The sequence below is a fragment of the Rossellomorea orangium genome (genome assembly GCF_019334305.1).
Classification (GTDB): Bacteria; Bacillota; Bacilli; order Bacillales; family Bacillaceae_B; genus Rossellomorea.
On sequence record NZ_JAHWGH010000025.1, the window covers coordinates 136,478 to 161,295 of the forward strand.

Consider the following 24,818-nt stretch of genomic DNA (forward strand, 5'->3'; position numbering starts at 1 on the left):
TTAATTGCCTGTATCGCTTGCAAGAAAGCAATGTACATAAAGGATTAATGGTTCTATTCATCTCATGAACTTGATTATTCTTCCGCTTCATTTCTCAAACTTCGGAATACCTTAACAATCGTTAATAAGGCTTTTAACTCAGTATAAAGGGTGGATTTAAAATACTTTATAAAGTGATAAGATATTTTGGGATTTGTAGAAAAATGTAGAATTTTGTCTAATATTATCCAATAATAGACTCTACACTCATTTCGATAATCTTCCATATCTAGGTTCACAATTTGAAGATTTATACACACTTTTTTTGAATTATCTTTACTAATGAATAGAGGTGATCGATTCAAAACATACCAGTATTTCTATGAAGGGGGGACACCTAAATGTGTATACAAGAAGATTAAGGAATGTATGTATGACAGATAATTTGAAATAACAAGAAGTTAAGGTTGTGAGTAAATGAATAAAAAACCGCCAAATATGAATCGGGCAGGTGCCTTTTTATTTTGCACATTTTCACTACTATTTTTTATTGTATTTGTCCGTTTTCTCTATATACAAGTTAGCGGAGAAATAGAAGGGAAAAATTTAGCTGTAGAAGCATCTGGTAAATACCTACAGATTTATACTTTAAAAGCGAATAGGGGAACTATATTTGATCGTAACGATCATGCTCTTGCAAAAGACACTCCTTCATATAAAATGATAGCGATTTTATCTGCCTCAGTAACATCTAACCCTAAAAAGCCCAACCATGTTGTCGACAAGAAACGGACAGCTGATGTGTTGTCTAGATATATTCATTTAAAAAAGACTGAAATTTACAAACTATTAAATAAAGAAGGGAAGTTCCAGGTAGAATTGGGAGCGGGAGGTAATGGAATTACTACCGATATAAAAGAGAAAATTGAGAAGGAAAAATTACCTGGAATTACCTTTATTACGATTAATAAAAGGTCCTATCCAAAAGGCATGTTTGCTTCTCATACAATAGGGATCACTCAAGAAGAGGTGAATAGGAGTGGGAAAACAATCAACGAAGGGATCATGGGAATCGAAAAAAACTTAAATTCATTTCTTACTGGGAAAGATGGACAGATCAAATATGAGAGTGACTTTTGGGGATATATATTACCGGATACAGAAAAGACCATCATTCCCCCAGATCATGGTGATGATGTTTATTTAACCATTGATGAAAACATCCAAAAAATTTTAGAAGACGCATTAAATTCCGTTGATAGCGAGTACCATCCTAGAAAAATGTTTGGCATCGTATCTGATCCTACTACTGGTGAAATATTAGCGATGGCTCAGAGACCATCCTTCAATAATGATACAAAAGAAGGGATAGGTGAAAGTTGGTCAAACATCATAGTTGAAAGTTCTTATGAACCAGGATCGACAATGAAATCATTCTCTCTAGCAGCCGCAATAGATAGTAAGGCATTTAAGCCAAATGAATTCTATAAGTCTGGTCAATTTGTTGTAGAAGGCTACCCTTCGCCAATAAAGGATTGGAATAGGGGGAAGGGCTGGGGAACAATCACATATTTAGAAGGACTACAAAGATCCTCTAATGTAGCTTTTATTAATCTGTTAGAGAAAATAGGAACAGAAAAGTATTTAACTTATTTAAAATCATTTGGGTTCGGGAATAAAACAGGCATTTCCCTTCAGAATGAAGCAAAAGGCATACTACAATACAGCAATCCAATTGAAAGGGCTACAACCATATTCGGTCAAGGAAGCACTGTGACAGCACTTCAGATGATCCAAGCTGAATCAGCGATTGCTAATGGCGGAAAAATGATGAAACCATATGTGGTTTCAAAGATAGTTGATAGCGATTCAAATAAAATCATTAAAGAGTTTCGACCAGAAGTCATCCGCACTCCAATTACGAAAGAAGCTGCTGATCAAACGCGTCATTACTTAACCTCGACTGTCACGTCCGATATAGGGACAGGGAGGAGCTTCCAACTGTATGATTATCAAGTCTCTGGTAAATCAGGTACTGCCCAAATACCAAATCCAAACGGAGGAGGTTATTTAACTGCATCCAATGAATATTTATTTTCATTTTTGGGAATGGCTCCAGCTGACAATCCTGAATTGATTGTTTACGTAGGGGTGGAAGAACCCGATTTACAACCAACAGAAATTGGATCCATTCCTGTTTCAAAAATATTTAATCCTGTGATGAGAGATAGTCTGGTGTATCTTACTCATATAGAAACAGATACATCAAATGAAACACAAAGGTAAGTAAGCAACCCTTTTCTCCTTATAGAATAAATATAAAATACTTCCTTTCCATTTCAGTCCTCTATTCGTACATCACGTTAAAATAGCTGGGTAGGATTCTGGTAATACATTAATAAACTCCGTGAATACTTCAATAATTATCAGAATCTCTCAAGCAGTAGGAATTAATCCTCTAATTCAATCACAGAACGATTAGATCGTTCTGTGATTGAAGTGAAATTATGATAAATGGTGTGTACCTCCAGAACCTTACAGTATATCCCTTTATATTAGGACAGAACTACCCAAAAAGAATTGCCCTTAATCGTAAAGCGCTTAATAAAAGAATGCATCGCAGTAAAAACAAATGTTTCTTGTAATGAGGAGAATTTAATTAATAAAGTAATTGAAAATATGAAGTTTGAGGGGAAGGGTTGTATGGACTGAATTTAAACAGAACGTTTGTTCTATATGTGAGAAATGATCATATTCGGAAGAAAATAAGAGATATATGGAGAAAAACAAAGGAAATAAAATGAGGGATGCTGGGAAATACTTTTTTCTTGGTATTTTTCCTTCGCAAGAATTGAAAATTTGGTTTTTCATTTTCTTCATTATTCACGTCTACTCCAAATCTAGCAAGTTGCATAATATATAAATAGAAGAGAGGTGAAAAAATTGAAAAATAAAAAATGCATTTCCCCGGGAGTTCCTGCTCATGACGTTCAATATGGATTGGATGCTATCATTCCTATCAAAACCCAGGTAGCAGCAAGACTTCAAGTAGTAGCAAATGAAACCGCAGTATCACAAGGTCTAGATCTCCAAGTCCAATTTACACTAACGAATCCTTCCCATGCACAAAAGATTAATGTATTTGCAATTGTAGAAGGAGAACCTGTCGAGGCCCAGTTTAATGACCAAGGTTTTTTCCGCACTGACATAGGAATAGTAAGGGCAAATGAAACGATTCCCACTCTGGTGACAGTGTCTGAAGAAGCAAATATCGGTGTAACAGTAGAGCTGATTGAGGCCGGACCGGGAACAGTGCTTTCCAGTGAGTTTCTTGCTGTAGCTGCTGTTGATCTATCATAATTCACTTTAAATAATGGAGAAAGGAGGGAATTATATGGCCAACACCCAGCATTTAGTCAACTGGGGAGTGGATCCCGTGTTAGCTGTAGACGTGCAGACACCTGCTCCGCTCTTTGTTACTGCTAACGCGGAAGCAGTAGAACTAGGAAACGAATATCGTGGAGTATTATATCTATCGGACCCAAAATTAGCCAAGCACCTTGAAATCTATATTAATGTGGATACAGTACCGGAAGTATTGAAATTCAATTCTGTAGGAGTAGCTACGATGCCTCTGGGATTGAATGAGACCGTTGCTACCACCATCATGGCACGAAGAGCAATAGCTGGAGTCATGACTTTACAATTGACGGAAGTGGAAACCGGCACAGTAGTAGCTTCAAGGAACTTTGTTTTTGGTGCTATGGATGCACTTTAATTAAAAATAATGATGTAGAATCATAAGGAAGAATAAAAAAAGTGCTCAAATCATTTAGCTTTGAGCACTTTTTAAAAGAACTGGAGGGGATTATTGCAGTTAACACAACCAGTGTCACATGATACATAGTTGATTGTCATTTTGGATAGTTAAGTAATGCATAAAAAAAGAACCCATCTAAATCAAGATGGGTAGACATGTTTTCATCTATTACCTAGTGATCACGTCTGCATTTATGGCAATGACACTTATGGAAACAATTACATTGGTGTTCAAGCTTTTTAAAGCATACGCAATCATTTCTGTGGTGTTGAGGTTTTTTCTTGTGACATCCACATTCATGTTTGTCTTTTATTTTGAAACATCGTACTTCATCTTCGACATCTTTTCTTTTTTGTCTGCTACATTCTTTAACATCACATGAACAGTGGGTGAACATCAAGTTGTCCCAAAAACGGCAACGATCATGATCATTTCTTCTGTCTATTTCACACCAATTACAACATGGGAACCACATCAAAAATCCCCCTATCTTATATAATTTGTCGAAAGTAAAACCTCGACTCATTATATACTATGTAGCTTTGTCCACAATGCTTAGGCTGATGTCATATTTCTAATGCATTTGCATCAGAGAAGATGATTTCTTACATTCAAATATACATCATGGACTGAAGGGGGAGAGACAGCACAGATAAATATTCTTTATTTTGTGTAACGGTTGGCATAACTAGAAGCCACGAAGGCATCGGGTTTGATTTTCGGTTCGACTCCCATTGCTTCCATTCTTGCGACCATTTCCTTTACAAACTTACTTGTTTTATTCTGTTTTCCATTCCCGATATCAATATGGCCTTCCATTGTAAATGTAGCTCCAACATAAATATAAGGAAGAACGATATCAATCAACTTATTTTTTCTTTCCTCTGTAAATAAAGAAACAATCTCTTCAGATAAAGATAGCTCATATGAAATCCTCTCATGTAATTGCAGCATTTTTCTTGGGATTAACACTTTTCTTATACATGCCCACACACCTTTTCCTTCATTTAATATCACAATTCCTGTTATGAAGGTGGTATGTGAGTGATGTACTTGAGAATCTGTTCCCACCATTAATCGATAGTGACCGTTTGGACCGGATTGCATGAACCTCACAATATGTTCAAAGACCTGGTCAAATGACATCCCGGTTTCCTGTAGATTTTGAAATGGATAGTGATGATCCTGACTTTTTTTCATCTTGTCTAACCACAGCTTTCTTAACCGATTTGAGTATATAAGGATAAATCTTATCTATATCCTATGATAAGAATTTATTATCGTGAAATGGAATACAAGTACACGAAAATGGTTTTACCCCCAACCATTGCTTATCAGTGCCGAATGCTGCTATTGACGGGAGTGTGTGATTTTTACAAAGTACACGTTCAATTTAGTGCCTGTTTTTCGACTTGCGAACGTTTGTTCTGTATAATGAAGATACACAATGATTGAAGGTGGTGCTTAACATGACAAGAAAAAAGAAATGCACCTTGGAAATAACTGAAATCATACAAATGTACGAAGAAGGGGAAAAGACGGTTGATATTGCACGGAGAGCCAATGTATCCACCCGTTATATCAATTCAGTGTTACAACAGAATAAGGTGGAGAGAACTCCACACGGGAGCTGGAAACGAAAATACAGGGTTAATGAGGATTACTTTAAGACCTGGAGCAATAATATGGCCTATTTACTCGGTTTTTTTGCTGCAGACGGGTATATCAGCAGCCGCAATCATACTTTTTGTTTTTCTCAGAAGGATCCCGATATATTGGAGCAGATTCGGGAGGAACTTCAGTCAAATCATCCGTTAGTGATGAATAATACGGGTGTATATACACTCATTATTGGGAGCAAGGTTATGAAATATGATCTAATGAACCTGCACGGAATGACCAGTGATAAATCAAATGCACTTCAGATGCCTGAAATTCCAGAAAAGTATTTGAGTCATTTTGTCAGAGGGTATTTTGATGGGGATGGAAATGTGACCTATGAAGGGTACACGGTAACCTTTGTGGGCAATTCCTTAGCTTTTTTGTTGTCGATGAAGTCTGTATTTGACCTGAGAGGTTTCAAAACAAAACTGAAGTTAGTCAGAAATCATTACAGATTATTCATTGTGAGTAGATTATCATTGAAAATGTTTGCTGATTGGATCTACAGAGAAAAAGAAATGTATCTAGAACGGAAATATTTAGAATTTGAAAAGGAATCTTTAGAAGCTACAGAACTTATCGATAAGATCAGTACGGCGAAAACAATTTCAGAAAAAAAGAAGAACTTCTTAGAGTTGTATAGCCATTGTATTGATGAAAATAAAGCATGTAAAGGAATTGGGATAGATCTAATCACATTGGATATATGGCTGAGGAATGATTTAGAATTCGAGGACCGATTCAATCAGGTTAAAAAGGTGGTAAGGGACTTCACTTAATAAAAGTGAAGTTTTTTAATGTCATTCACTAAGGATGGGGAATAAACGTAATTTCTTTTTTTAAGTTACCATAATATATATTATCGGAAGTTGAATGAAATTATCATTTTTAGTCTCATATCATAAGTATACTGTTTATAATGAGACGGAAGAAAAAATTCAACAAATTTACCAATCCGGTCTAATATTCAAATTTTCTACCGATTTATCACATCATTACGTTCGAATTTGTCCAGCATTAACCACACGTTAATATGTTTTTTATTTAAAAGCGATTTCTTACGAATATTCTTTTCCGCATAGAATTATCTGACTAATTATTTGTGATTAATTCTGGATATGACCGTCAATGTTCATACCTGCTCGTGAATTATGCTTTATAAAAACAAATTAGTTTACATAATGTTTTTCGTCTGCTTAAATTCACCCATTTACTCAACGTTTCTAATGTAATGAACGATGACGATCTTACAGCATTATGCCCCCCATAGAAAAAAGCATAAAGAGGCAAATGGTCCTCTCTATGCTTGTGCATTATTTAAGTAAATATTGTCTCGGTGTTCCGAAATAAAGCGTTTGCTGATATTCCTGGAAAACAGATTCAAAGCAAATGATGATCGGTGCATCAAGTAGCCATGGATAGTACGTATAAAAGCCTTTATCTCCGTTCACCATTGCAGCCAGTGCCAGTGGCAGTTCCTTCTTGAAGATCATGAACCGTACGTTGGAAAGCTGCTGATCGAATTCCCCTCCGCTGACATAAACGGTCCCTGTAAGCGTATATTGACCAAGGTTCCGTTTCCACTCTCCCAACACTTCGTCCCTCATGGCCATGTTGATCTTCTCCACATCATACTGGCAGCCGATGCTTAAGAATAGTTCGCCAGTTAAATCAGAATGCGTTAACGTGTATTTCCTGTTATCGATTGGATAAAAAACCGATGCAGGCGGGACATATTGAACGGTTAACTTTTCCGGCTTAAATTCACTCATGTGTAAGCCTCCTTTACAATAATGGGCTTACAACAGAGTATGACGATAGCCTAATAACGGTTCCTAGCTCTCCCTCCACTTAATTTTTACTAAATTCCATTTACCATCATCATAATACCAGTAGGAAGTGGCCGTTCCAATGCCATCAGCATGATAAGCGCCGCTTATTTGCTGGTATCCTTTTAACCCTTTACCAGATTTTCCAAATATCTTGGCTGGTTCGAAAAAGGCATATGGGCCAACCATTAATTCCATTGGTTCATTTAATTTACCATCGGTGTATATTCCCAATCTTTCGTAATCCTCTTTCCTATCGCTTAAATCAATCGTGTAGGATTGATTAGTATCGACGAACGTAATGGTGGCCATGTAGTTATCTTCAAACTGCGCTGTAATGGTCAGTGGTTCAGGTAATCCGATATCCACCAGCTTATTACCTGCCAACGTATGGAGTGCCATCGTGTAAAGGCCCCCGCTTCCACCCGTTGCTGATGAATACAGCATATCCTTTATTCCATCATGATTTAAGTCGACGAATTGGATTTTCGGTTCGTATCCGCCTTCATAATCAATTCGGATGTCACTTCCCTTGGACGTTGTAATATCTGCCCAAATTTGTTTAAGGAACAGGGCGTCAGGAGAATAGGGAATCGCCTTGAGTGTGATGATATCCTTCTTACCATCGCCGGTTACATCTTCTTTATAAACCTTTACCGTCATTTCATTCACCGGCTGTTTCTCTGGTGGTGGGGCTGAAAAGTTTCCGGCTATCGCGTGGAGGGACATAACAAAGAAAGCACCGAACGCAAATAGTAATTCTCTTCTCATGATTCTCTCTCCTTGGTTGAAAATTATTCGTTATTATTTTCACCAGAGAAGGAAATTCTATGTAATCATTATGAGTTTTCTTTTAAGTATTCCAGAATCAAATATAATTTCGCAAGCTCTTCCCCTCCCTACATTGAGAGTATAAAAAGACCAACCTGTTAAAGGTTGGTCCTGACTTGCTATTGTTGTTCTTTAGTCTTAGGTTTAGCTTCCCAGCTTTCGATTCCTTTCAACCCATTAATAGAGTTGGAGTAGAAAACGGGATCCTTCCCCTGCCTCTTTTGTTCTCTGTAGTCCTTTAGGGCAGCTATAGCAATCTTCGCGAGTAACGTTATGGCAATCAGGTTGATGATCGCCATAAGACCCATGAATAGATCGGCTAAGCTCCAAACGATGTCCAGTTTCACAACCGCCCCGAATACTACCATGCCTAGAACCGCAAGACGGTAGATGAATAGGGTGACTGGACTGTATTTAATAAATTCGATATTGGTTTCTCCATAATAATAGTTTCCGATAATCGAACTGAAAGCGAACAAGAATATAGCGACAGCAACAAATGTGTCTGCCCATGAACCTACATGGAAACTTAAGGCCGCCTGTGTTAATTGAATGCCATCGATCCCGGTTGTATATTGATCGGATAAGATGATCATGAAGGCAGTTGCCGTACAGATAAGTAAAGTATCCGTGAATACACCCAGAGTTTGGATCAATCCTTGTTTAACAGGGTGTGTGACACCGGCAGATGCTGCAGCGTTCGGGGCACTACCCATACCGGCTTCATTTGAGAATAGACCGCGTTTGATTCCCATCATGATGGCTGCTCCGACTCCACCGCTTGCTACTTCACGAATACCGAATGCATTTTCAAAGATGACAACAAACATATCTGGAAGCATGGTGATATTGGTGACCAGAATATAGAAAGCAAGAATCAGATAAAGGACGGCCATGATCGGCACGACAATTTGTGTGACACTGGCGATCCTCTTGACTCCACCGAAGATAACAAGTGCAGTTAACACGGCCAGAATGATGCCGACAGTCATCCGATCGAATGAATACGCTTCTTCCATAGCAAGTGAAATCGTATTCGATTGGACGGAGTTAAATACAAGACCGAAGCAGAAAGTGATGATGACAGCGAATAGGATACCCATCCAACGTGCATTCAATCCCTTTTCCATGTAATAAGCAGGACCACCGCGGTAGCCGTCTTTTCCGTCTTTCACTTTGTAAATCTGAGCAAGTGTACTTTCTACGAAGCTGGTTGCCCCACCCAGTAAGGCAATGAGCCACATCCAGAAAACAGCTCCAGGTCCTCCACCTGCGATGGCTGTCGCAACACCGGCAAGGTTACCTGTACCGACACGAGAAGCCGTACTGATTGTGAAAGCCTGGAAAGAAGAGATTCCTCGCTTTCCTTCTGAAGAAATGGTCGTTTTGTCAGTTAACAGTCGCCCCATCTCACCTAAATAACGGAACTGTGCAAACCTAGTTCGTACCGAGAAGTATAATCCAAGTCCGATTAAAGCCACAATCAATATGTATGACCACATATAATCATTCAAGGTACCTACTATACTTGTTAATAAATCCATAAATGTTCCCCCCAGTTGTTTTTGTTTATGACAAATAATGTATGAACCTATGTATGTTTACCCATTCAGACACTGTTTTAATCTATCAAAAATAAGATGTTCCTTCAACTGATAAATTCATATTGTTGAAAGAATATTTATTGTTGTACAATTCTATGTGGGCATTGTACAACAATTATGAATGAATATGCACGAGTTATTCAAAAATGTGTTCTCAATCAGATAAAAAACGACCAGAATTTCTTCTGGTCGTTTAGATGGATGCTATTCTTTTGTTTCAGGCAGCAATGATTCTGTCCACGTTTCACAAACAGATCCGCTGTCTCCCTCGTCAATCACAAATGATCCATTCGAATAGCGGTCATTTGGTCTGAGATCTGTGATCTGTACCTCTTCATACTTGCCTTTTTTCGTAATCAGTCCTACTTTGTCCGTATCTTTCACAACTTCTATACTCACGACTCGATGTGGATTCGATTTCAATTCTCTAAGCATAATGACTCCGCGTTTGGCACGGGATGTCTTTTCGAATTCGCCTAATTTCATTTTCTTCACGGCCCCACGCTGGGTTGCTAAGAAAATATAATCCTTGGTTGGATCTTTCACGATTTTACCCGATACAACAAAATCGTCTTCCTTAAGGTTAATCCCTTTCACTCCCGCTGCTCTTGGTCCTACTATATTCACATCTTCTTCTGAGAACCATAGTCCATAGCTTAAATGTGTTGCGATGAATACATCATGTGACCCGTCCGTCAAGTGTACCTCCACGAGCTCATCGTCACCTTTTAGGTTAATCCCTACAAGTGGACGTGAATAACGCTGCGCTTTATATTGAGGCAGTTCAGATCTCTTGATCATACCGTTTTTCGTCACAAACAGTAAAAAGTGTGCCGGATCAAATTCTTTAATCGGAATCGCTTTGAGAACCTGTTCATCCCGATCGATCGGCACGATGTTTCCTACATGCTGTCCAAGGTCTTTCCAGCGGATATCCGGAAGCTCATGGACTGGGCAATAGATGTAATTCCCTTTGTTTGTAAACACCAGGAGGACATCGGTTGTATTCATTTCAAATTGTCCCAGGAGCCTGTCTGTTTCTTTCATGGCAAGATCCTGGCCGTTTGATGCAGAATAGGAACGAAGGCTTGTTCGTTTCATGTAACCATCACGTGTCACTGTTACCATGACATCTTCGCTCGCTATCAGAACTTCAAGGTTGATCTTGATTTCTTCGATTTCATCTTCGATTTGAGTCCTTCTGGCGTCAGCGAATTGCTTCTTAATGCCCTTAAGTTCTTTTTTAATGACACTATAAAGCTTGTTTTCACTTTCAAGGATAGCCGTTAATTCTGCAATCGTTTTCGCCAATTCCTCCGCTTCCGCTTGAAGTGCTGTGATATCTGTATTCGTTAAGCGGTATAGCTGCAAACTGACAATCGCTTCTGATTGGGCTTCAGTGAATTGGAATTTTTGAATTAAGTTATCCTTTGCATCCCGCTTGTCTTTCGATGCACGGATTGTTGCAATGACCTGGTCTAAAATAGACAGGGCTTTCATCAGACCTTCGACAATGTGCTGGCGGTCCTTCGCTTTATTTAAATCGTGCTTCGTACGGTTGGTCACCACTTCTTTTTGGTGCTGAATGTACGCGTCCAATAGTTCACGGAGTCCCATAAGTTTAGGACGACGGTTATGTATGGCAACCATATTAAAGTTATAAGTGATTTGAAGATCACTGTTCTTATAGAGATAGTTCAGAACACCGGTTGCATCTGCATCTTTCTTTAACTCTACCACGATGCGCATTCCATCGCGATCGGTTTCATCCCGTACTTCTGCAATCCCTTCCACTTTACGATCTACGCGGAATTCATCCATTTTCTTAACGAGATTCGCTTTATTTATTTCATAAGGAATTTCCGTTATGACAATCTGCTGTTTACTTCCACGGATATTCTCAATATCCGCTTTCCCTCGTACTACGACTTTTCCTTTTCCGGTTTCATAGGCTTTCTTTATGCCATCTACCCCTTGAATGATACCGCCTGTAGGGAAGTCAGGTCCCTTTAAGACGGTCATAAGGTCATCTACAGTACTATCCGGCTTTTCCATCCGCATGATGGCGGCATCAATGACTTCACCCAGGTGATGAGGCGGGATGTCGGTTGCATATCCTGCCGAAATACCAGTAGAGCCGTTGACTAAAAGGTTCGGGAAACGTGACGGTAAAACGGTAGGTTCACTTGATGTATCATCAAAGTTTGGAACAAAGTCCACTGTTTTTTTATCGATATCACGCAAGAGCTCCATGGAAATCGCAGAAAGGCGTGCTTCTGTATAACGCATCGCTGCTGGTGGATCACCGTCAATGCTACCGTTGTTTCCATGCATTTCAACCAGGTAGTTGCGGACCTTCCACGTTTGGCTCATACGGACCATGGCATCATAGACAGATGTGTCACCATGTGGATGATAGTTACCAATTACGTTACCAACGGTTTTCGCTGATTTCCGGAATCCTTTTTCCTGTGTGTTCCCATCTACATACATTGCGTAAAGAATACGTCTTTGTACCGGTTTCAATCCGTCCCGTGCATCAGGTAATGCACGTTCCTGGATAATATATTTACTATAACGTCCAAATCGGTCGCCAAGCACCTCTTCCAGAGGTAAATCTTGATATCTTTCCACTGTTGTCATGTATTACCCCTCCTCTGCGACCGTAATGTTTTCGTTTTCCAATATGCTTCCGTCTTCTTCTAAACCAAAGGCAACATTGCTTTCAATCCATTTACGGCGTGGTTCTACTTTATCTCCCATAAGCGTAGTCACACGGCGTTCAGCACGTGCAGCGTCGTCTATACGTACGCGTATCAATGCACGAGTTTCTGGGTCCATCGTCGTTTCCCAGAGCTGATCGGCGTTCATTTCCCCAAGCCCTTTATAGCGCTGAATCATATAACCCTTCCCGACTTTGGAAATGGCCCCTTGAAGCTCATCATCCGTCCAAGCATATTCAAGCTTCTGTTTCTTTCCTGTTCCCTTGCTCACCTTGTATAAGGGAGGAAGGGCAATATACACTTTCCCGGCTTCTAATAACGGCTTCATGTAGCGGTAGAAGAAGGTCAACAGTAGGACCTGTATATGAGCACCGTCCGTATCGGCATCGGTCATAATGACGATTTTGTCATAATTGATGTCGTCCACATTGAATTCAGGTCCGACTCCGCCCCCGATCGCATGAATGATCGTATTGATTTCTTCATTTTTGAAAATATCCTGTAACTTTGCCTTTTCTGTGTTGATGACTTTTCCTCTTAAAGGGAGGATGGCCTGGAATTTACGGTCACGCCCTTGTTTGGCAGAGCCACCAGCTGAGTCACCCTCCACTAGGTAAAGTTCATTCCGCTGTGGATTTCTCGATTGCGCAGGAGTTAATTTCCCGGAAAGAACTGTTTCTGAACGCTTTCTCTTCTTCCCGTTCCGCGCATCTTCCCTGGCTTTACGAGCTGCTTCCCGGGCCTGAGCGGCTTTTATGGACTTCTTAATGAGGAGGGAGCTTGTCTCAGGATTCTCTTCCAAGAAATAGAGGAGATGTTCCGATACGACAGCATCCACTGCGGATCTTGCTTCACTTGTTCCAAGCTTTCCTTTCGTTTGACCCTCAAATTGAAGAAGGTGTTCCGGTATGCGGACGGATACGATACTTGCGAGACCTTCACGAATATCAGTACCCTCTAAGTTTTTATCACGATCTTTCAGGATACCTGCTTTCCGTGCATACTCGTTGAAGACCCGGGTCATTGCCGTCTTAGCACCGGCTTCATGGGTTCCGCCGTCTTTCGTACGTACATTGTTTACGAACGAAAGGATGTTTTCCGAAAATCCATCATTAAATTGAAATGCAAATTCCACTTCAATCGTATGATGCTCCCCTTCAAAGAAAGCTACGTTATGAAGGACGTCTTTTTCTTCATTTAAGTATTGAACGAATGCCTGAATTCCGCTTTCAAAGTGGAACACTTCTTTTTGATCATGTCGTTCATCGATGATTTCAATCTTTAACCCTTTAAGCAGGAAGGCGGATTCTCTTAGACGCTCACAAAGCGTTTCGTAATTATAAGTGATCGTACTGAAAATCTCAGGATCGGGTTTGAAATGAATACATGTGCCGGATTTTTTTGTTTTACCGATTTTCTCGAGAGTAGTTTCAGGTTTTCCGCCATTCAAGAAGCGCTGTTCATATTTCATCCCGTCACGCTCTATTGTGACAACAAGCCATTCAGACAAAGCGTTAACAACTGAGGCACCAACGCCATGCAGTCCACCACTTGTCTTATAACCACCCTGACCAAATTTTCCTCCGGCATGAAGAACAGTCAAGATTACTTCAGGAGTCGGCTTTCCAAGCTTGTGCATCCCTGTTGGCATACCCCGACCTTTATCTTGCACAGAGATGCTATTATCCTTATGTATCGTAACAATAATCTCGTTCCCGAAGCCTGCCAGCGCTTCATCAACCGAGTTATCGACAATTTCGTATACTAAATGATGCAATCCTCTTGAATCTGTAGAGCCTATATACATACCAGGTCTCTTACGGACGGCTTCTAAGCCTTCTAATACTTGTATGGCATCATCATTGTAATCCATGGTCTTATTCTGGTTGGCCACGAACATTCCCCTTTCAAAACTTCTCTAACCATAATATGTGGGTTCTTGTAAGCTATTATTGGTTATGTATTAATTAACTATAACACAAGAACGTTTGTTCGTTTACCTGTATTGGTCATTTTGAGGTAAACTACTATGCTATATTGTAGCGTTTTATTTGATTTTCGCAAATGGTATTTCCGTGATCTGGTTTAAATATCCCTTGTTACTCATCCTGATTTAAGTATGGACAGTCCGTAAAAAAACAAGCGGTGAGAGCCGCTTGTTACGAGTGAGAATTATTTGGTTAAAGCATGTTCAACCTTAATACAGCGATCCATAATAACTGTATACCCTCGTTCCTTTAAAAAGCGATAAGCCTCTTCATTCTCTACCCCAAGTTGTGCCCAAAATACGTTAGAATCAATTTTATCAAATTCTTCTGCTATTTGTGGCAAAAATTCTGACCGTCGAAATACGTTAACGATATCAATCGGTCCATCAATTTCCTGGAGAGAAGATACAGCCTTGACCCCCAAAGCCGACTCAATCGTGGGGTTCACTGGAATGATATCATACCCCTGGTCCTGCATCGCCTTAGAAACCATATAAGATGTGCGTGCTGGATTATCACTTAAACCGATCACTGCAATACGTTTGGATTGTTTGAGTATGTTTCCTATTTCATGACGGGATGGATTTTCCATAGATGTTCTCAACTCCTTCATTGCCTTCTATTCTTTAACTGTTTCTTAAGTCCTATTCTTCTTTTATACCATATTTCCCTTTAATTTTTCAAAAATTTATAAAATTGTCTAAATAAAAGGAAGTGTCAGGGGGAGTAAGGTAGCGTTTTATCAAACAGCCTGCTCCTCTTTCCATACCTGACACTTCTCTTATCCTTACTTTTTGATCAACCCTTTAGAAATAAGGAAATCACGCGCTACGTCCTTAGGATCCTGCTTATCCATATCGACTTTGGCATTTAACTCACTCATCTCTTCTTCAGAGATCTTTCCTGCTAATTCATTTAGCACTTTTTCTACTTCAGGATGTTCTTTCAGTACTTCTTGACGAATGATTGGCGCAGCATCGTATGGAGGGAAGAATCCTTTATCATCCGTCGTTGTTTTCAAGTTGTAACGTTGTATTCTCCCATCTGTAGTAAACGCGGGAATAATGTCTACATCACCGTTTTTAACCGCTTCATACATTATGTTCGGATCAAAGCTTTCCTTCTCTTTAAATTCGAATCCATATGCTTTAGAGAAGGCATCGTATCCGTCCCCTTCACGCTCATAGAACTGATGGGGTGCACCGAAGCTCAATTCCTTCGAAAGAGGCACAAGGTCAGAGAAAGTCTTAGCATCAAAATCCTGATCCTCTGTATAGGCGAGAGTATACGTATTTTCAAAACCTAATGGCTTCAACCAGGTAACATCAAACTTTTTTTCGTATCCTTTCTTCACTTGTGAAAGGATTTCATCTGCTGAGGCACCTTTCTTGGCTTGTTCTTTCAGTACAGCTTCAAGGCCAGTACCTGTATATTCCACATAAACGTCAATGTCGCCTTTCTCAAGAGCAGGTGTAAGGATCGAGACTTCCCCTAAACCTTCTTCAACTTTCACATCCAAATCTGTTTTTTCTTTGAGCAGTTCTGCCATCATTTGAGTCAGAATAAACTGTTCCGTCCACATTTTTCCTGAAACCGTGATAGTATCTTTTCCGCCATTATTTCCGCAACCTGCGATTACGATGGATAATACGATTAATAATATGAAAGGCTGTAATGTCTTTTTCATTCTTACTCTCCTTTGAATTATGGTCTATTTTCGTGCCTTTAACCCTTTAGGTGTGGTCAATCTTTCAAGCAGCTTTAATAAAAAGTCGAAACTTAATGCGAGTAGGGCAGCGGGAATCGCCCCCGCTAGTACAAGTGCATTATTCCAAGTAGAAAGTCCCCGGTAAATGAGGTCACCAAGTCCACCAGCGCCTACAAACGTTGCAAGCGTGGCGACTCCAACTGTTAAGACAGTAGCGGTTCGGATACCTGCCATAATAAATGGGAGGGCGAGTGGAAGCTCTACTTTAAATAATAGCTGGGAATTAGTCATTCCCATTCCTCTTCCAGCCTCTATGACTCCCTCATCGACCCCGATAATGCCTGTATACGTATTTCTGAGAATCGGTAAAAGGGCATATACCGTGAGAGCGATTATGGCTGTTATACTTCCTGTACCTAAAAGTGGAATAAGAAAACCGAATAAAGCGAGACTTGGTATCGTTTGAAATACGGCAGTGATTCCGATAAAAAATTCCGCCGACTGTTTTTTGCGGGATATGTATATACCCAGTGGCAGAGATATGGCAATTGCTATGAAAATCGAAACAAAAGATAAGTAAAGATGTTCCAGTAATCCTGTTAAGATTTCATCAGAGCGGTTTGATATGGTATGGATGAAAAGGATGGAGAATGTATTCATACTGAACCTGCCTCCTTATTATCAGATGAGGCGACAGTACGAAGAATGTCACTGGATGTGATGATTCCGATTTTTTTATCGCTTCTCGTCACCATAAGATAAGGTTTACCGGTTGACAGCAGCATTCTTGCCGCTTCCTGGATGGTTGCATCATATGGTATCAATGAGTATTCAGGTTCTTCCAGCTGAATGTGAAACGCATCCCTATCGTCCTTCATGATCTCCAACACCTGCTTATGCCCTGAATGAACTTTCAGTCGATCTTCACCGATGAAAGCACGGACGAATTCATTGGCAGGTTCTGACAGAAGCTCATCAGGAGAAGCCATCTGCTCGATTTTTCCATCTCTCATAATGGCGATTTCATCAGCTATCTTTAATGCTTCATCAATATCATGTGTGACAAAGACAATCGTTTTATGTATTGTATTTTGAATGCTTTTCAATTCATCCTGGAGCTGTTCGCGACTGATTGGATCCAGGGCACTGAAAGGTTCATCCATCAGAATGATCGGGGGCTCCGCTGCAAGTGCCCGGATCACTCCGACACGCTGCTGCTGTCCACCGCTTAATTCCAGAGGATACCGTTTCCTATAGATGTCCGGTTCAAGGCCTACCAGATTAAGAAGCTCATCTACACGACCTTCGTATTTTTCCTTTTTCCATCCTTTCAACCGGGGGATAAGGCTGATGTTTTCTTCAATCGTCATATGGGGAAGCAGTCCAATACGCTGTATGACATAGCCGATGTTTCGTCTGAGCTCCACTTCATCCGTTTCGGAGATATCTTTCCCGTTAATGAGGATGGTACCGCCTGAAGGCGAGATAAGCTTATTGATCATTTTCATCGTAGTCGTTTTTCCGCATCCGCTCGGACCAATCAGAGCAACAAGCTTTCCTTTTGGTATCGTCAAGTTGATCCCCTTTATTGCTTCCGTACCATCTTCATAGATTTTCGTGACATTTTTAAATTCAATCATTATTCCACCTGCTTTATGAACTGAGAAATTTTTCTAAACATAGAAGGGTTACCCTCATTATACAAAAGGTAAACATGTTGTCCAAGAAAATGCCTTTACCCTTATAGTTTGTGATGAAGTTGGGATGTGCATACTACCCACCTAATAAATGAGGTTTCAACAAACAACAAAACCAGTAAACTAATGTTTACTGGTTATAGAATGATTTGATTGTTTCTTTAGTAAATATTGTTCGACTATGATCGCCGTAATGGTACCCAATATCAAACCATTATTCAATATGGAAGCAACGACTACCGGCATTTCCTTAAAAGCGCTGGGGGGAACAAACATTGCCCCTACTCCTACAATAAGGGAGATTCCGGCCACAAAATGAATTCTCTCCACATTTTCTTCTTTTCGATATTCACCAAGTGCTAGCCCTACCATTTTGATGAAAATGACCGTTGTAACGGCATAGCCAACCGGCGCAGGGAGACTTGCAAATAGATTCATGATTTTGGGAATCAAGCTGATGATCATAATGATCCCGCTCCCAAGAATAAACGGAAGAATTGAATACATACCCGTTGCAGCTACAAACCCTGCAGATCCGGATATGGGGACAGATCCGATGGCTGAGAATATTCCACCGAATAGCTGATTGATCCCGGATGCAAAGCCACTCCTCGAATATCGTTCATATGTTGGTCTTCCATTGACTCTCATCACCTCTTCCATCACCCGGATGGAAGCGATCATATTGGTCGTCAACAGAAATGTGATAAAGATAGACGTAACAATGACCCCTGTATCAAATACGGGTTTTCCAAAGACAAACACCTCTGGGAATGAAAACCAGCTGTCTGAAACAGTAGCAGTCTCCCCTAATCCCATCAGAATAAAAATGATCCATCCTGCTGCCAGAGCGAGGATGATGGAATATTGCTGAATCCACTTTCGCTTGCTGCTGGAAAAATATAATGCAACAAGAATGGTCAGAACACTCCCCAGTAAAACCAATGGCTCCATGGATTGACCTTCATGCTGGATCCCGAACATCCCTTTAATAAAGGATCCGCTTAATTGTAATATCAGCAGCATCAAATAAATAAACGTGATGGTTGGTGTAAATAGGGACGATAACTTCTTAAGCAATCCAGTGGCAGATAGAATAAAGAAAATGACTCCACTGACAATCATTCCTCCCTGTAGAACCGTCAGGACCTCTTCATGACTGCTATATAATGTCCCCGCAAAACCTGCATAAATGGCAAAAACACCCCACCACAATCCTGCAGGACCCTCGTTAATGGGGAGTTTATGACCCACCAAAGCCTGAATGAGGCTGGCGGCCCCCAATACGAAGATTGTTCTTTGTATGAAACCGGCTGTGTCTGCAGGAGACAATTGGAATAAGTCAGCAATCGCAATCGGGGCGGCGATCGATCCAGCCACCATGAACGCCACCCATTGGAACGCGGATAAAACTATTTGCATGTGTGTACACCTTCATTTCAACTATGTAAAGTGTATCTATTTTAACATAATTCCTTCGGATGTATGGAGAGGAATGAAAATATTATCTACTTTTATGAACAGGTACTAATTATTTCATTTATTTTCTCCCCATCCATTGGAAAACATGTTAAAATAAGAACGGATTAGTTATTTTTAAAGGAGCAGTGATGATGATTTTTGCCCTTATACTTGTACTGTCATATTTATTAGGATCCATTCCATCTGGATTGCTGATCGGAAAAACGTTTTATGGAAAGGACATCCGTGAACATGGAAGCGGAAACCTGGGTGGGACGAACACATTCAGAACCCTGGGTGTGAAAGCCGGGATGATCGTGACCACCATGGATATCTTAAAAGGAACGGTTGCCACTCTATTACCGCTGATGTTGGCAAGTGATGTTCATATGTTACTCGCAGGGGTATTTGCCGTAATCGGACATATGTATCCCGTTTTTGCAAACTTCAGGGGAGGAAAAGCCGTAGCAACCTCTGCTGGTGTCCTTCTAGGATATAATTACATTTTATTCTTAATCTTGCTAGCAGTCTTTTTTATTTGCTTATACGCAACGAAGTATGTATCCCTCTCTTCTATGATTGCAGCGGTACTTGCCTTTACGTATTCCATCTTCACCGGAGATCTTCCTCTCATCATTGTAGTGGGCATACTGACCATTTTCGTCATTTATAGACATAGAGCAAATATAACTCGGATTAAAAATAAAACCGAACCAAAAATTAAATGGCTTTAGATTGCAAGCGACAGGAGCACCAAGCAACCTTTTTCAAAGGGTTACTTGATACTCCTGTCGTTTTTTTTTATTGAAAGGATCCAACAAAAGAAAGTATAGCCTATGATTTCTTTGAGAAAGATGATGATAATTACCTTTAGCCACGATAATATGAGAATATTCTTCAAAATTCTATTAAATATACCCCCATTCTCCTTATTTTTTTTGTAAAATGAAATTAGTGTACTAATAAAGGATGATGAATATGAATAAAAAGCGTGTAATATTGGGAGTGTCCCTTTGTATTCCTTTACTCTTCATTATTGGATTGCTACTAGAAAAACAATTAGCAGATTGGACCAGCCCTGCTAAAGGTGAAAAAAAGATAACCTCCCTTCTCCATACAACGAGAGAAGTACAAGCATCGGGAAAATCTATGAAAGCAAGTGCTTCCCTAGCAGCAATAGGTGACATCCTCCTGCATGACACCGTTTACAATGATGCAAAAAGTGAGAACGGATACAATTTCACCCCTATGTTCTCTCCGATAAAGAACATGTTGGAAACTCCTGATTTCCTGATCGCCAATCAGGAATCGACTCCGGGTGGTGTGGAACTTGGCGTCTCAAGTTATCCGCTATTTAACAGTCCGAAAGATATTGTGAAATCCTTACAGGAGGTTGGGGTCGATGCTGTCACGAATGCCAACAACCACTCATTGGATCAGGGGGAAAAAGGACTTAAGAGTGCTATTGACTACTATGAAAAAATATCGATGCCGTATGTGGGGGCGTTTAAAAGCCGGGAAGACCAAGAACGGATTCGCACCTTTAATGTAAATGGAATAAAGTTTGCTCTTCTTTCCTATACATACGGAACAAATGGAATCCCTGTTCCAAAAGGGAAAGAGTATTTAGTCAATTTAATCGATGAACATAAGATGATACAGGAAATCACAAAAGCCAAAGATTTGAACGTGGATTTGGTCGTCCTTTCCTTACATTGGGGAAATGAATATCAACGCTTCCCTACTGAAGAACAGGAACGATTGGCAAAGGTGTTGACGGATAATGGAGTGGATATCATTTTCGGGCATCACCCACATGTTCTCCAGCCCATACAAACATATAAAACCAGTGATGGGCGGGAAGCCGTCGTGGTTTATTCATTAGGGAATTTCCTATCCGGACAAAAGGACGATTTTAAAGATATCGGGGGCATGGTTACAGTCCAAGTAGAAAAATTGATGAATCCTGCGGGTTCTAAGATCACCTACCCGTCCATTCAATTCCAGCCTACCTTTGTGTCTGAAAATCACTATAATAACTACAGAATCTATCCTCTTGATTTTGCCAGGAAAAATGGAATGATCGCCTATACCGAAGAAGAAATGGTTTCACATATGGTAGATGGATTAGCGCAATGAACAGAATAGCAGTGGCGTGAACTTTTTAAAGTAATGACTGAAAATATAAAAAAGAGCTTCCCTCAAAGAGAAGCTCTTTTTTTAATGGCCGCCAAATAGTAAAGAATTGAAGAATATTCCACAAAGGGCTATAACAGCCAAACAGGCATTGGCCATAATAAAAGTCCTACGGCTTCCCTTAAAGTATAAGGTTACCATCCCGTAATAAATAAGCGCCGCAATTATTATGAACCCACCAGCTTCAATCTGATACTTGGCTTCATGCAATTGCAAGAGTGTTAATACACTCAGTCCCACAAATATAAAAGCTCCTATGTAATATAATAATGTTTGTGTCTTCATCTATCTCATCCTTTATGCGTATTAGTAGATGTTCTGCCTTTACTATGTATATAATATGAAATGAAACTTTCTTTGTCCAGAATTCGGGAACCACTCTGGAAAAATACCTGTAGAGAAAGGAGTCTCATCAATGAACATACATATATCAGAAGAAGCTCTAACGTGGTTTAAAGACGAAATGCTTGTTGAGGAAGGTGAACAAGTTCGTTTTTATGTGCGATATGGAGGTTCCAGTCCTCTGCACGATGGTTTTTCATTAGGAGTGAACAAAGACGAACCGGTAGATCTTGGTGAACAAGTCGAAATTGAAAACCGGGAGTTTTTTATCGAAGAAAGAGATCTATGGTTTTTTGATGGTCATGATCTGTATGTCGAGTTTGATGAAAAACTTCAAGAACCTTTATACGAGTACAGAAAATAATCTGCATGAAAGGCTGGCATCCGCCAGCCTTTTTACTAAGCACTTATCGATGAATAAAACAAACTTACGAGTACTTAACGTATATCAACTCTCACTTGTTAAGGAAACGATCGATGTGTTCATGAAGACCTTCTTTAAGAAGAACCTCATATTGAATGTCACCTAAAAGGTCGAAATGGGGAAAGCCCTCTTCCCGCTGATGGATCCATTCTTTCTTCAGTCCATACATTTCTCCCCATCTGCATAACACTTCGATGTTGCAGCAGCCCACTTTGGTTACAGAACGAGTACCAGGAAATCGGTCATCCAGCCAGTAATGGGTCAAGAATGCAATCTCCCCATTCTTCACACGTTGCTTCCATCCTCTTAGCTCCTGCTTGGTTAGTCCGAATGCCATGAACCTCTTCCTTTCCAAAATGGATCTTTAGTCGAGTCTTCCCGAGATGTTACCAATGTACTCATTATGTAGGGGCTATTTTTTTGCCTTTTCGTAAGCTTCATGCCATTGCGGGAACATTTTCCGAATTGAAACCGGACGAAAGTTCTCCTGCTTTACGCACACATGTTTCGATTGTCCGGTAATGGCAAGCTGGTTTTGTCCATTATAGATCTCGTAAGCATATGTAATGCGAAGTCCATCATACTCTTCCACCCATGTTTTGATAAACGCTTTTTCACCATAGCGGACCGGTGACTTATAGCTGACATTCAGGTCAATGACAGGGGATAAAATCCCTTCCTTTTCAATATCGGCGTATTTAAAGCCAAGGTCTTCTATCAATTGTGTACGACCCAGCTCCATCCAAACAAGATAATTGGCATGGTACACAACCCCCATTTGATCCGTTTCTGCGTATCGTACTTCAATGGTTTTTTCAGAAATTTGCATTGTTTCCACCCTCTTTATCTAATCAGTGTCATCCCTCATTTTATCATAGTTATTGTAGGCATAGAATCAATTCGCCTCAGAGTTGATCCTGGCAACCTTTCTACCTAGAGGGGAAGATAATAACCCGGACAGCTAGGCTATAAAGAGTGAGCCTTTTTTGTCCGGGTTATTGGAATTAGTCTATTTGTTATTGATTGTTTTGATTCGCTTCGTCTTTTATTTCGCTGCGAAAAGCCTGAAGGCTCTCTCTACGGCGTTCATTCTTTGCCTGTATGGACTGAAGTTGTTCTTCACTGTCTGTGCAAGCCATTGATTCCTCAGCCCGATCGATATTCTCAATCGTATGCTGAACCATCCCTTGAAGCTTCTCTACATTATCACTGCGATCATCCGGGTTCGGTTTATCCCATGCCATCTCATATTCCTCCTAAAACATTTTCCCTGAGGGACGGACCTTCAAGGTCGGCCCCACTAGTAAGGTAAGCGTCATTCACCTTTGGTTTGGATTACCTGTGCATGTTTCCCTGATTTATCTTGCATCTGTTTCCCTTTGTTGCCGCCAGCGGATCTTGACTGTGTTCCGATGTGGTTTGGTGCAAAGTGGTTCGGACTTCCCTTTGAGTTACTCATGAACTTCCCCCCTTACTAGTATGATTACCAAAATGAGAAGGAAGAAAAGGCGTAATTATTGGCAGAATGATTTCTTAAGCAAAAAAAATAAGCCTCGTAATTCCTTACTCGGCTTTGCCTATAGGGCGTTTTATTTCAAGTCTTGCATCAATCCGTTCTTCAATGGCATCAATGGCATCCTGGTCAAGTAGGAGCTGCTGCTTATTTTCTTTTACCAGGTCTGCGAAAGATTTTTTCCTTGGTCTGCGCATATCATTCCCTCACTTTCTATTGTGTTTGTATAAGTAGTATATCCAAATGTCAGATATTTTAAACAAAGGTCACAATAGGAGGTGGAATATGCTGCGAGCCCATGCGCAAGTGTTCGCGATTGAAAGGTCCATCCCTCACTTGATCATGGATGTAAGGGAGTCGATACTGGTGATGGCACCGATTTGTTTGTGGGTGATAATGCCTTGTTCGTTGATGATGAAGGTGGTAGGTACGGTCAGGATGTCATAGGCATTATTAATTTTGTCATCCGTATCCATAAGGATGGGGAAGGTCAGACCCATTGTTTCTTGGTATTCTTTCACGTTGTATTGAGGGTCGATGTTAATGGCCAGGATCTCTACGTTTTCACCATGTTTATTATAAAATTCCTGTAAGACAGGCATTTCTTCTTTGCATGGTGGACACCATGTAGCCCAAAAGTTCAGAATCACTTTCTTTCCTTTTAATTCAGATAATGTCTTGGATCCTCCATTCAAAGTATCCAGCTTAAAATCAACTGCCTTATCTCCGACATTCGGGCCGGGATAATTCTCGACAGGAGTGGTTTCAGCAGCCTCTCCTTCTTCTATATCGATTAATTGATCGTATTCTTCGACTTGTTGAAACGTGTCTTCGGAAAATAAACTTGGGTCTGACTTGTTCTCAATATAGAAAGAGAAGACCATTAAAGCGACAAGCAAAATGCCGAAAATGGATTTCAAGGGTGTCTCTCCTTTCAGGGGAATGATTTTACTATCATCTTATGTAAGCTTGTCTCCCTTTAGTATGAATTATTTTCGAGGATTTTGTGGGGTATTAAAAAAAGCCCCGGGGAATCCCGGG

25 protein-coding genes are annotated in these 24,818 nt (G+C 40.3%); 7 read left to right on the forward strand and 18 right to left on the reverse strand.

The features are described 5' to 3' along the window. Positions 1-456: 456 nt before the first annotated feature. From KYJ26_RS21860 to KYJ26_RS21870, 3 genes are all read left to right on the forward strand, one after another. A complete protein-coding gene (locus tag KYJ26_RS21860) occupies positions 457-2,265 on the forward strand; it encodes a peptidoglycan D,D-transpeptidase FtsI family protein (RefSeq protein WP_219170006.1) in 1,809 nt (602 codons plus the stop codon). A 657-nt stretch (positions 2,266-2,922) separates the two neighbouring features. Continuing rightward, a complete protein-coding gene (locus tag KYJ26_RS21865) occupies positions 2,923-3,339 on the forward strand; it encodes a hypothetical protein (protein WP_219170008.1) in 417 nt (138 codons plus the stop codon). A 34-nt stretch (positions 3,340-3,373) separates the two neighbouring features. Then, positions 3,374-3,757, forward strand: a complete 384-nt coding sequence (locus tag KYJ26_RS21870; protein ID WP_219170010.1) for a hypothetical protein — start codon at positions 3,374-3,376, stop codon at positions 3,755-3,757. Between the two features lie 705 nt (positions 3,758-4,462). Here the strand turns inward: KYJ26_RS21870 and KYJ26_RS21875 are convergent. Next, positions 4,463-4,999, reverse strand: coding sequence for a ribonuclease H-like YkuK family protein (locus KYJ26_RS21875; protein WP_219170012.1), 537 nt, complete (start codon positions 4,997-4,999; stop codon positions 4,463-4,465). 269 nt (positions 5,000-5,268) lie between these two features. On the opposite strand from KYJ26_RS21875, the gene KYJ26_RS21880 reads away from it, so the two are divergent. Further along, on the forward strand, positions 5,269-6,240 hold the full coding sequence (locus tag KYJ26_RS21880; RefSeq protein ID WP_219170014.1) for an LAGLIDADG family homing endonuclease: 972 nt from the start codon (positions 5,269-5,271) through the stop codon (positions 6,238-6,240). Between the two features lie 534 nt (positions 6,241-6,774). Here the strand turns inward: KYJ26_RS21880 and KYJ26_RS21885 are convergent. The 10 genes from KYJ26_RS21885 to KYJ26_RS21930 all read right to left on the reverse strand — a co-directional run bounded on the left by KYJ26_RS21885 (position 6,775) and on the right by KYJ26_RS21930 (position 19,263). Next, on the reverse strand, positions 6,775-7,233 hold the full coding sequence (locus KYJ26_RS21885) for a staygreen family protein (protein ID WP_219170016.1): 459 nt from the start codon (positions 7,231-7,233) through the stop codon (positions 6,775-6,777). A 63-nt stretch (positions 7,234-7,296) separates the two neighbouring features. After that, a complete protein-coding gene (locus KYJ26_RS21890) occupies positions 7,297-8,061 on the reverse strand; it encodes a hypothetical protein (protein ID WP_219170018.1) in 765 nt (254 codons plus the stop codon). 179 nt (positions 8,062-8,240) lie between these two features. After that, a complete protein-coding gene (locus KYJ26_RS21895) occupies positions 8,241-9,665 on the reverse strand; it encodes an alanine/glycine:cation symporter family protein (protein ID WP_219170020.1) in 1,425 nt (474 codons plus the stop codon). 264 nt (positions 9,666-9,929) lie between these two features. Beyond that, positions 9,930-12,368: a DNA topoisomerase IV subunit A gene (parC, locus tag KYJ26_RS21900; RefSeq protein WP_219170022.1), complete on the reverse strand. Its 2,439-nt coding sequence runs from the start codon at positions 12,366-12,368 to the stop codon at positions 9,930-9,932. 3 nt (positions 12,369-12,371) lie between these two features. Further along, positions 12,372-14,342 carry a DNA topoisomerase IV subunit B gene (gene parE, locus KYJ26_RS21905; protein WP_308807584.1) on the reverse strand — a complete coding sequence of 657 codons (1,971 nt, stop codon included), beginning with the start codon at positions 14,340-14,342 and terminating at the stop codon, positions 12,372-12,374. Positions 14,343-14,620: 278 nt separating this feature from the next. Next, positions 14,621-15,028, reverse strand: coding sequence for a CoA-binding protein (locus KYJ26_RS21910; protein WP_226674687.1), 408 nt, complete (start codon positions 15,026-15,028; stop codon positions 14,621-14,623). Positions 15,029-15,223: 195 nt separating this feature from the next. After that, positions 15,224-16,123, reverse strand: coding sequence for an ABC transporter substrate-binding protein (locus tag KYJ26_RS21915; RefSeq protein ID WP_219170024.1), 900 nt, complete (start codon positions 16,121-16,123; stop codon positions 15,224-15,226). 24 nt (positions 16,124-16,147) lie between these two features. Continuing rightward, complete coding sequence (locus KYJ26_RS21920) at positions 16,148-16,804, reverse strand: ABC transporter permease (protein ID WP_219170025.1); 657 nt, start codon at positions 16,802-16,804, stop codon at positions 16,148-16,150. Then, positions 16,801-17,784 carry an ABC transporter ATP-binding protein gene (locus tag KYJ26_RS21925; protein ID WP_219170026.1) on the reverse strand — a complete coding sequence of 328 codons (984 nt, stop codon included), beginning with the start codon at positions 17,782-17,784 and terminating at the stop codon, positions 16,801-16,803. The genes KYJ26_RS21920 and KYJ26_RS21925 overlap by 4 nt, the downstream gene beginning before the upstream one ends. A gap of 180 nt (positions 17,785-17,964) precedes the next feature. Continuing rightward, entirely contained in the window at positions 17,965-19,263 is a 1,299-nt protein-coding gene (locus KYJ26_RS21930) for a purine/pyrimidine permease (protein ID WP_219170027.1), read from the reverse strand. A 188-nt stretch (positions 19,264-19,451) separates the two neighbouring features. Here KYJ26_RS21930 and plsY point away from each other — a divergent pair, with 188 nt between their 5' ends. Further along, a complete protein-coding gene (plsY, locus tag KYJ26_RS21935; RefSeq protein ID WP_219170029.1) occupies positions 19,452-20,036 on the forward strand; it encodes a glycerol-3-phosphate 1-O-acyltransferase PlsY in 585 nt (194 codons plus the stop codon). A gap of 244 nt (positions 20,037-20,280) precedes the next feature. Then, entirely contained in the window at positions 20,281-21,441 is a 1,161-nt protein-coding gene (locus tag KYJ26_RS21940; protein ID WP_219170030.1) for a CapA family protein, read from the forward strand. 81 nt (positions 21,442-21,522) lie between these two features. Here the strand turns inward: KYJ26_RS21940 and KYJ26_RS21945 are convergent, their stop codons facing one another. Then, positions 21,523-21,783 (reverse strand): hypothetical protein, encoded by a 261-nt coding sequence (locus KYJ26_RS21945; protein ID WP_219170031.1) that lies wholly within the window; start codon positions 21,781-21,783, stop codon positions 21,523-21,525. A 130-nt stretch (positions 21,784-21,913) separates the two neighbouring features. Between KYJ26_RS21945 and KYJ26_RS21950 the strand changes: the two genes are divergently transcribed. Further along, the gene (locus KYJ26_RS21950) at positions 21,914-22,204 is read left to right on the forward strand and encodes a HesB/YadR/YfhF family protein (RefSeq protein ID WP_219170032.1); all 291 of its coding nucleotides are present in this window, start codon (positions 21,914-21,916) and stop codon (positions 22,202-22,204) included. A gap of 91 nt (positions 22,205-22,295) precedes the next feature. Here KYJ26_RS21950 and KYJ26_RS21955 read toward each other — a convergent pair whose 3' ends face one another. From KYJ26_RS21955 to KYJ26_RS21980, 6 genes are all read right to left on the reverse strand, one after another. Continuing rightward, the gene (locus KYJ26_RS21955; protein WP_219170033.1) at positions 22,296-22,601 is read right to left on the reverse strand and encodes a hypothetical protein; all 306 of its coding nucleotides are present in this window, start codon (positions 22,599-22,601) and stop codon (positions 22,296-22,298) included. Between the two features lie 75 nt (positions 22,602-22,676). Next, positions 22,677-23,093: an acyl-CoA thioesterase gene (locus KYJ26_RS21960; RefSeq protein WP_219170034.1), complete on the reverse strand. Its 417-nt coding sequence runs from the start codon at positions 23,091-23,093 to the stop codon at positions 22,677-22,679. Between the two features lie 187 nt (positions 23,094-23,280). After that, positions 23,281-23,508: a small acid-soluble spore protein Tlp gene (gene tlp, locus KYJ26_RS21965; RefSeq protein ID WP_219170035.1), complete on the reverse strand. Its 228-nt coding sequence runs from the start codon at positions 23,506-23,508 to the stop codon at positions 23,281-23,283. A gap of 71 nt (positions 23,509-23,579) precedes the next feature. Continuing rightward, complete coding sequence (locus KYJ26_RS21970) at positions 23,580-23,723, reverse strand: acid-soluble spore protein N (protein WP_034759295.1); 144 nt, start codon at positions 23,721-23,723, stop codon at positions 23,580-23,582. Positions 23,724-23,827: 104 nt separating this feature from the next. Then, positions 23,828-23,974: an FbpB family small basic protein gene (locus tag KYJ26_RS21975; RefSeq protein ID WP_098354592.1), complete on the reverse strand. Its 147-nt coding sequence runs from the start codon at positions 23,972-23,974 to the stop codon at positions 23,828-23,830. Between the two features lie 135 nt (positions 23,975-24,109). Continuing rightward, a complete protein-coding gene (locus KYJ26_RS21980; protein ID WP_219170037.1) occupies positions 24,110-24,697 on the reverse strand; it encodes a peroxiredoxin family protein in 588 nt (195 codons plus the stop codon). Positions 24,698-24,818: the final 121 nt, after the last annotated feature.

Bases quoted from the DNA above. Each gene is read 5' to 3' on its own strand.
- KYJ26_RS21860 (WP_219170006.1), top strand. From the start codon at position 457: ATGAATAAAAAACCGCCAAATATGAATCGGGCAGGTGCCTTTTTATTT.
- KYJ26_RS21870 (WP_219170010.1), top strand. From the start codon at position 3,374: ATGGCCAACACCCAGCATTTAGTCAACTGGGGAGTGGATCCCGTGTTA.
- KYJ26_RS21875 (WP_219170012.1), bottom strand. From the start codon at position 4,999: ATGAAAAAAAGTCAGGATCATCACTATCCATTTCAAAATCTACAGGAA.
- KYJ26_RS21880 (WP_219170014.1), top strand. From the start codon at position 5,269: ATGACAAGAAAAAAGAAATGCACCTTGGAAATAACTGAAATCATACAA.
- KYJ26_RS21885 (WP_219170016.1), bottom strand. From the start codon at position 7,233: ATGAGTGAATTTAAGCCGGAAAAGTTAACCGTTCAATATGTCCCGCCT.
- KYJ26_RS21890 (WP_219170018.1), bottom strand. From the start codon at position 8,061: ATGAGAAGAGAATTACTATTTGCGTTCGGTGCTTTCTTTGTTATGTCC.
- KYJ26_RS21895 (WP_219170020.1), bottom strand. From the start codon at position 9,665: ATGGATTTATTAACAAGTATAGTAGGTACCTTGAATGATTATATGTGG.
- parC (WP_219170022.1), bottom strand. From the start codon at position 12,368: ATGACAACAGTGGAAAGATATCAAGATTTACCTCTGGAAGAGGTGCTT.
- KYJ26_RS21910 (WP_226674687.1), bottom strand. From the start codon at position 15,028: ATGGAAAATCCATCCCGTCATGAAATAGGAAACATACTCAAACAATCC.
- KYJ26_RS21915 (WP_219170024.1), bottom strand. From the start codon at position 16,123: ATGAAAAAGACATTACAGCCTTTCATATTATTAATCGTATTATCCATC.
- KYJ26_RS21920 (WP_219170025.1), bottom strand. From the start codon at position 16,804: ATGAATACATTCTCCATCCTTTTCATCCATACCATATCAAACCGCTCT.
- KYJ26_RS21925 (WP_219170026.1), bottom strand. From the start codon at position 17,784: ATGATTGAATTTAAAAATGTCACGAAAATCTATGAAGATGGTACGGAA.
- KYJ26_RS21930 (WP_219170027.1), bottom strand. From the start codon at position 19,263: ATGCAAATAGTTTTATCCGCGTTCCAATGGGTGGCGTTCATGGTGGCT.
- plsY (WP_219170029.1), top strand. From the start codon at position 19,452: ATGATGATTTTTGCCCTTATACTTGTACTGTCATATTTATTAGGATCC.
- KYJ26_RS21940 (WP_219170030.1), top strand. From the start codon at position 20,281: ATGAATAAAAAGCGTGTAATATTGGGAGTGTCCCTTTGTATTCCTTTA.
- KYJ26_RS21945 (WP_219170031.1), bottom strand. From the start codon at position 21,783: ATGAAGACACAAACATTATTATATTACATAGGAGCTTTTATATTTGTG.
- KYJ26_RS21950 (WP_219170032.1), top strand. From the start codon at position 21,914: ATGAACATACATATATCAGAAGAAGCTCTAACGTGGTTTAAAGACGAA.
- KYJ26_RS21955 (WP_219170033.1), bottom strand. From the start codon at position 22,601: ATGGCATTCGGACTAACCAAGCAGGAGCTAAGAGGATGGAAGCAACGT.
- KYJ26_RS21960 (WP_219170034.1), bottom strand. From the start codon at position 23,093: ATGCAAATTTCTGAAAAAACCATTGAAGTACGATACGCAGAAACGGAT.
- tlp (WP_219170035.1), bottom strand. From the start codon at position 23,508: ATGGCATGGGATAAACCGAACCCGGATGATCGCAGTGATAATGTAGAG.
- KYJ26_RS21970 (WP_034759295.1), bottom strand. From the start codon at position 23,723: ATGAGTAACTCAAAGGGAAGTCCGAACCACTTTGCACCAAACCACATC.
- KYJ26_RS21975 (WP_098354592.1), bottom strand. From the start codon at position 23,974: ATGCGCAGACCAAGGAAAAAATCTTTCGCAGACCTGGTAAAAGAAAAT.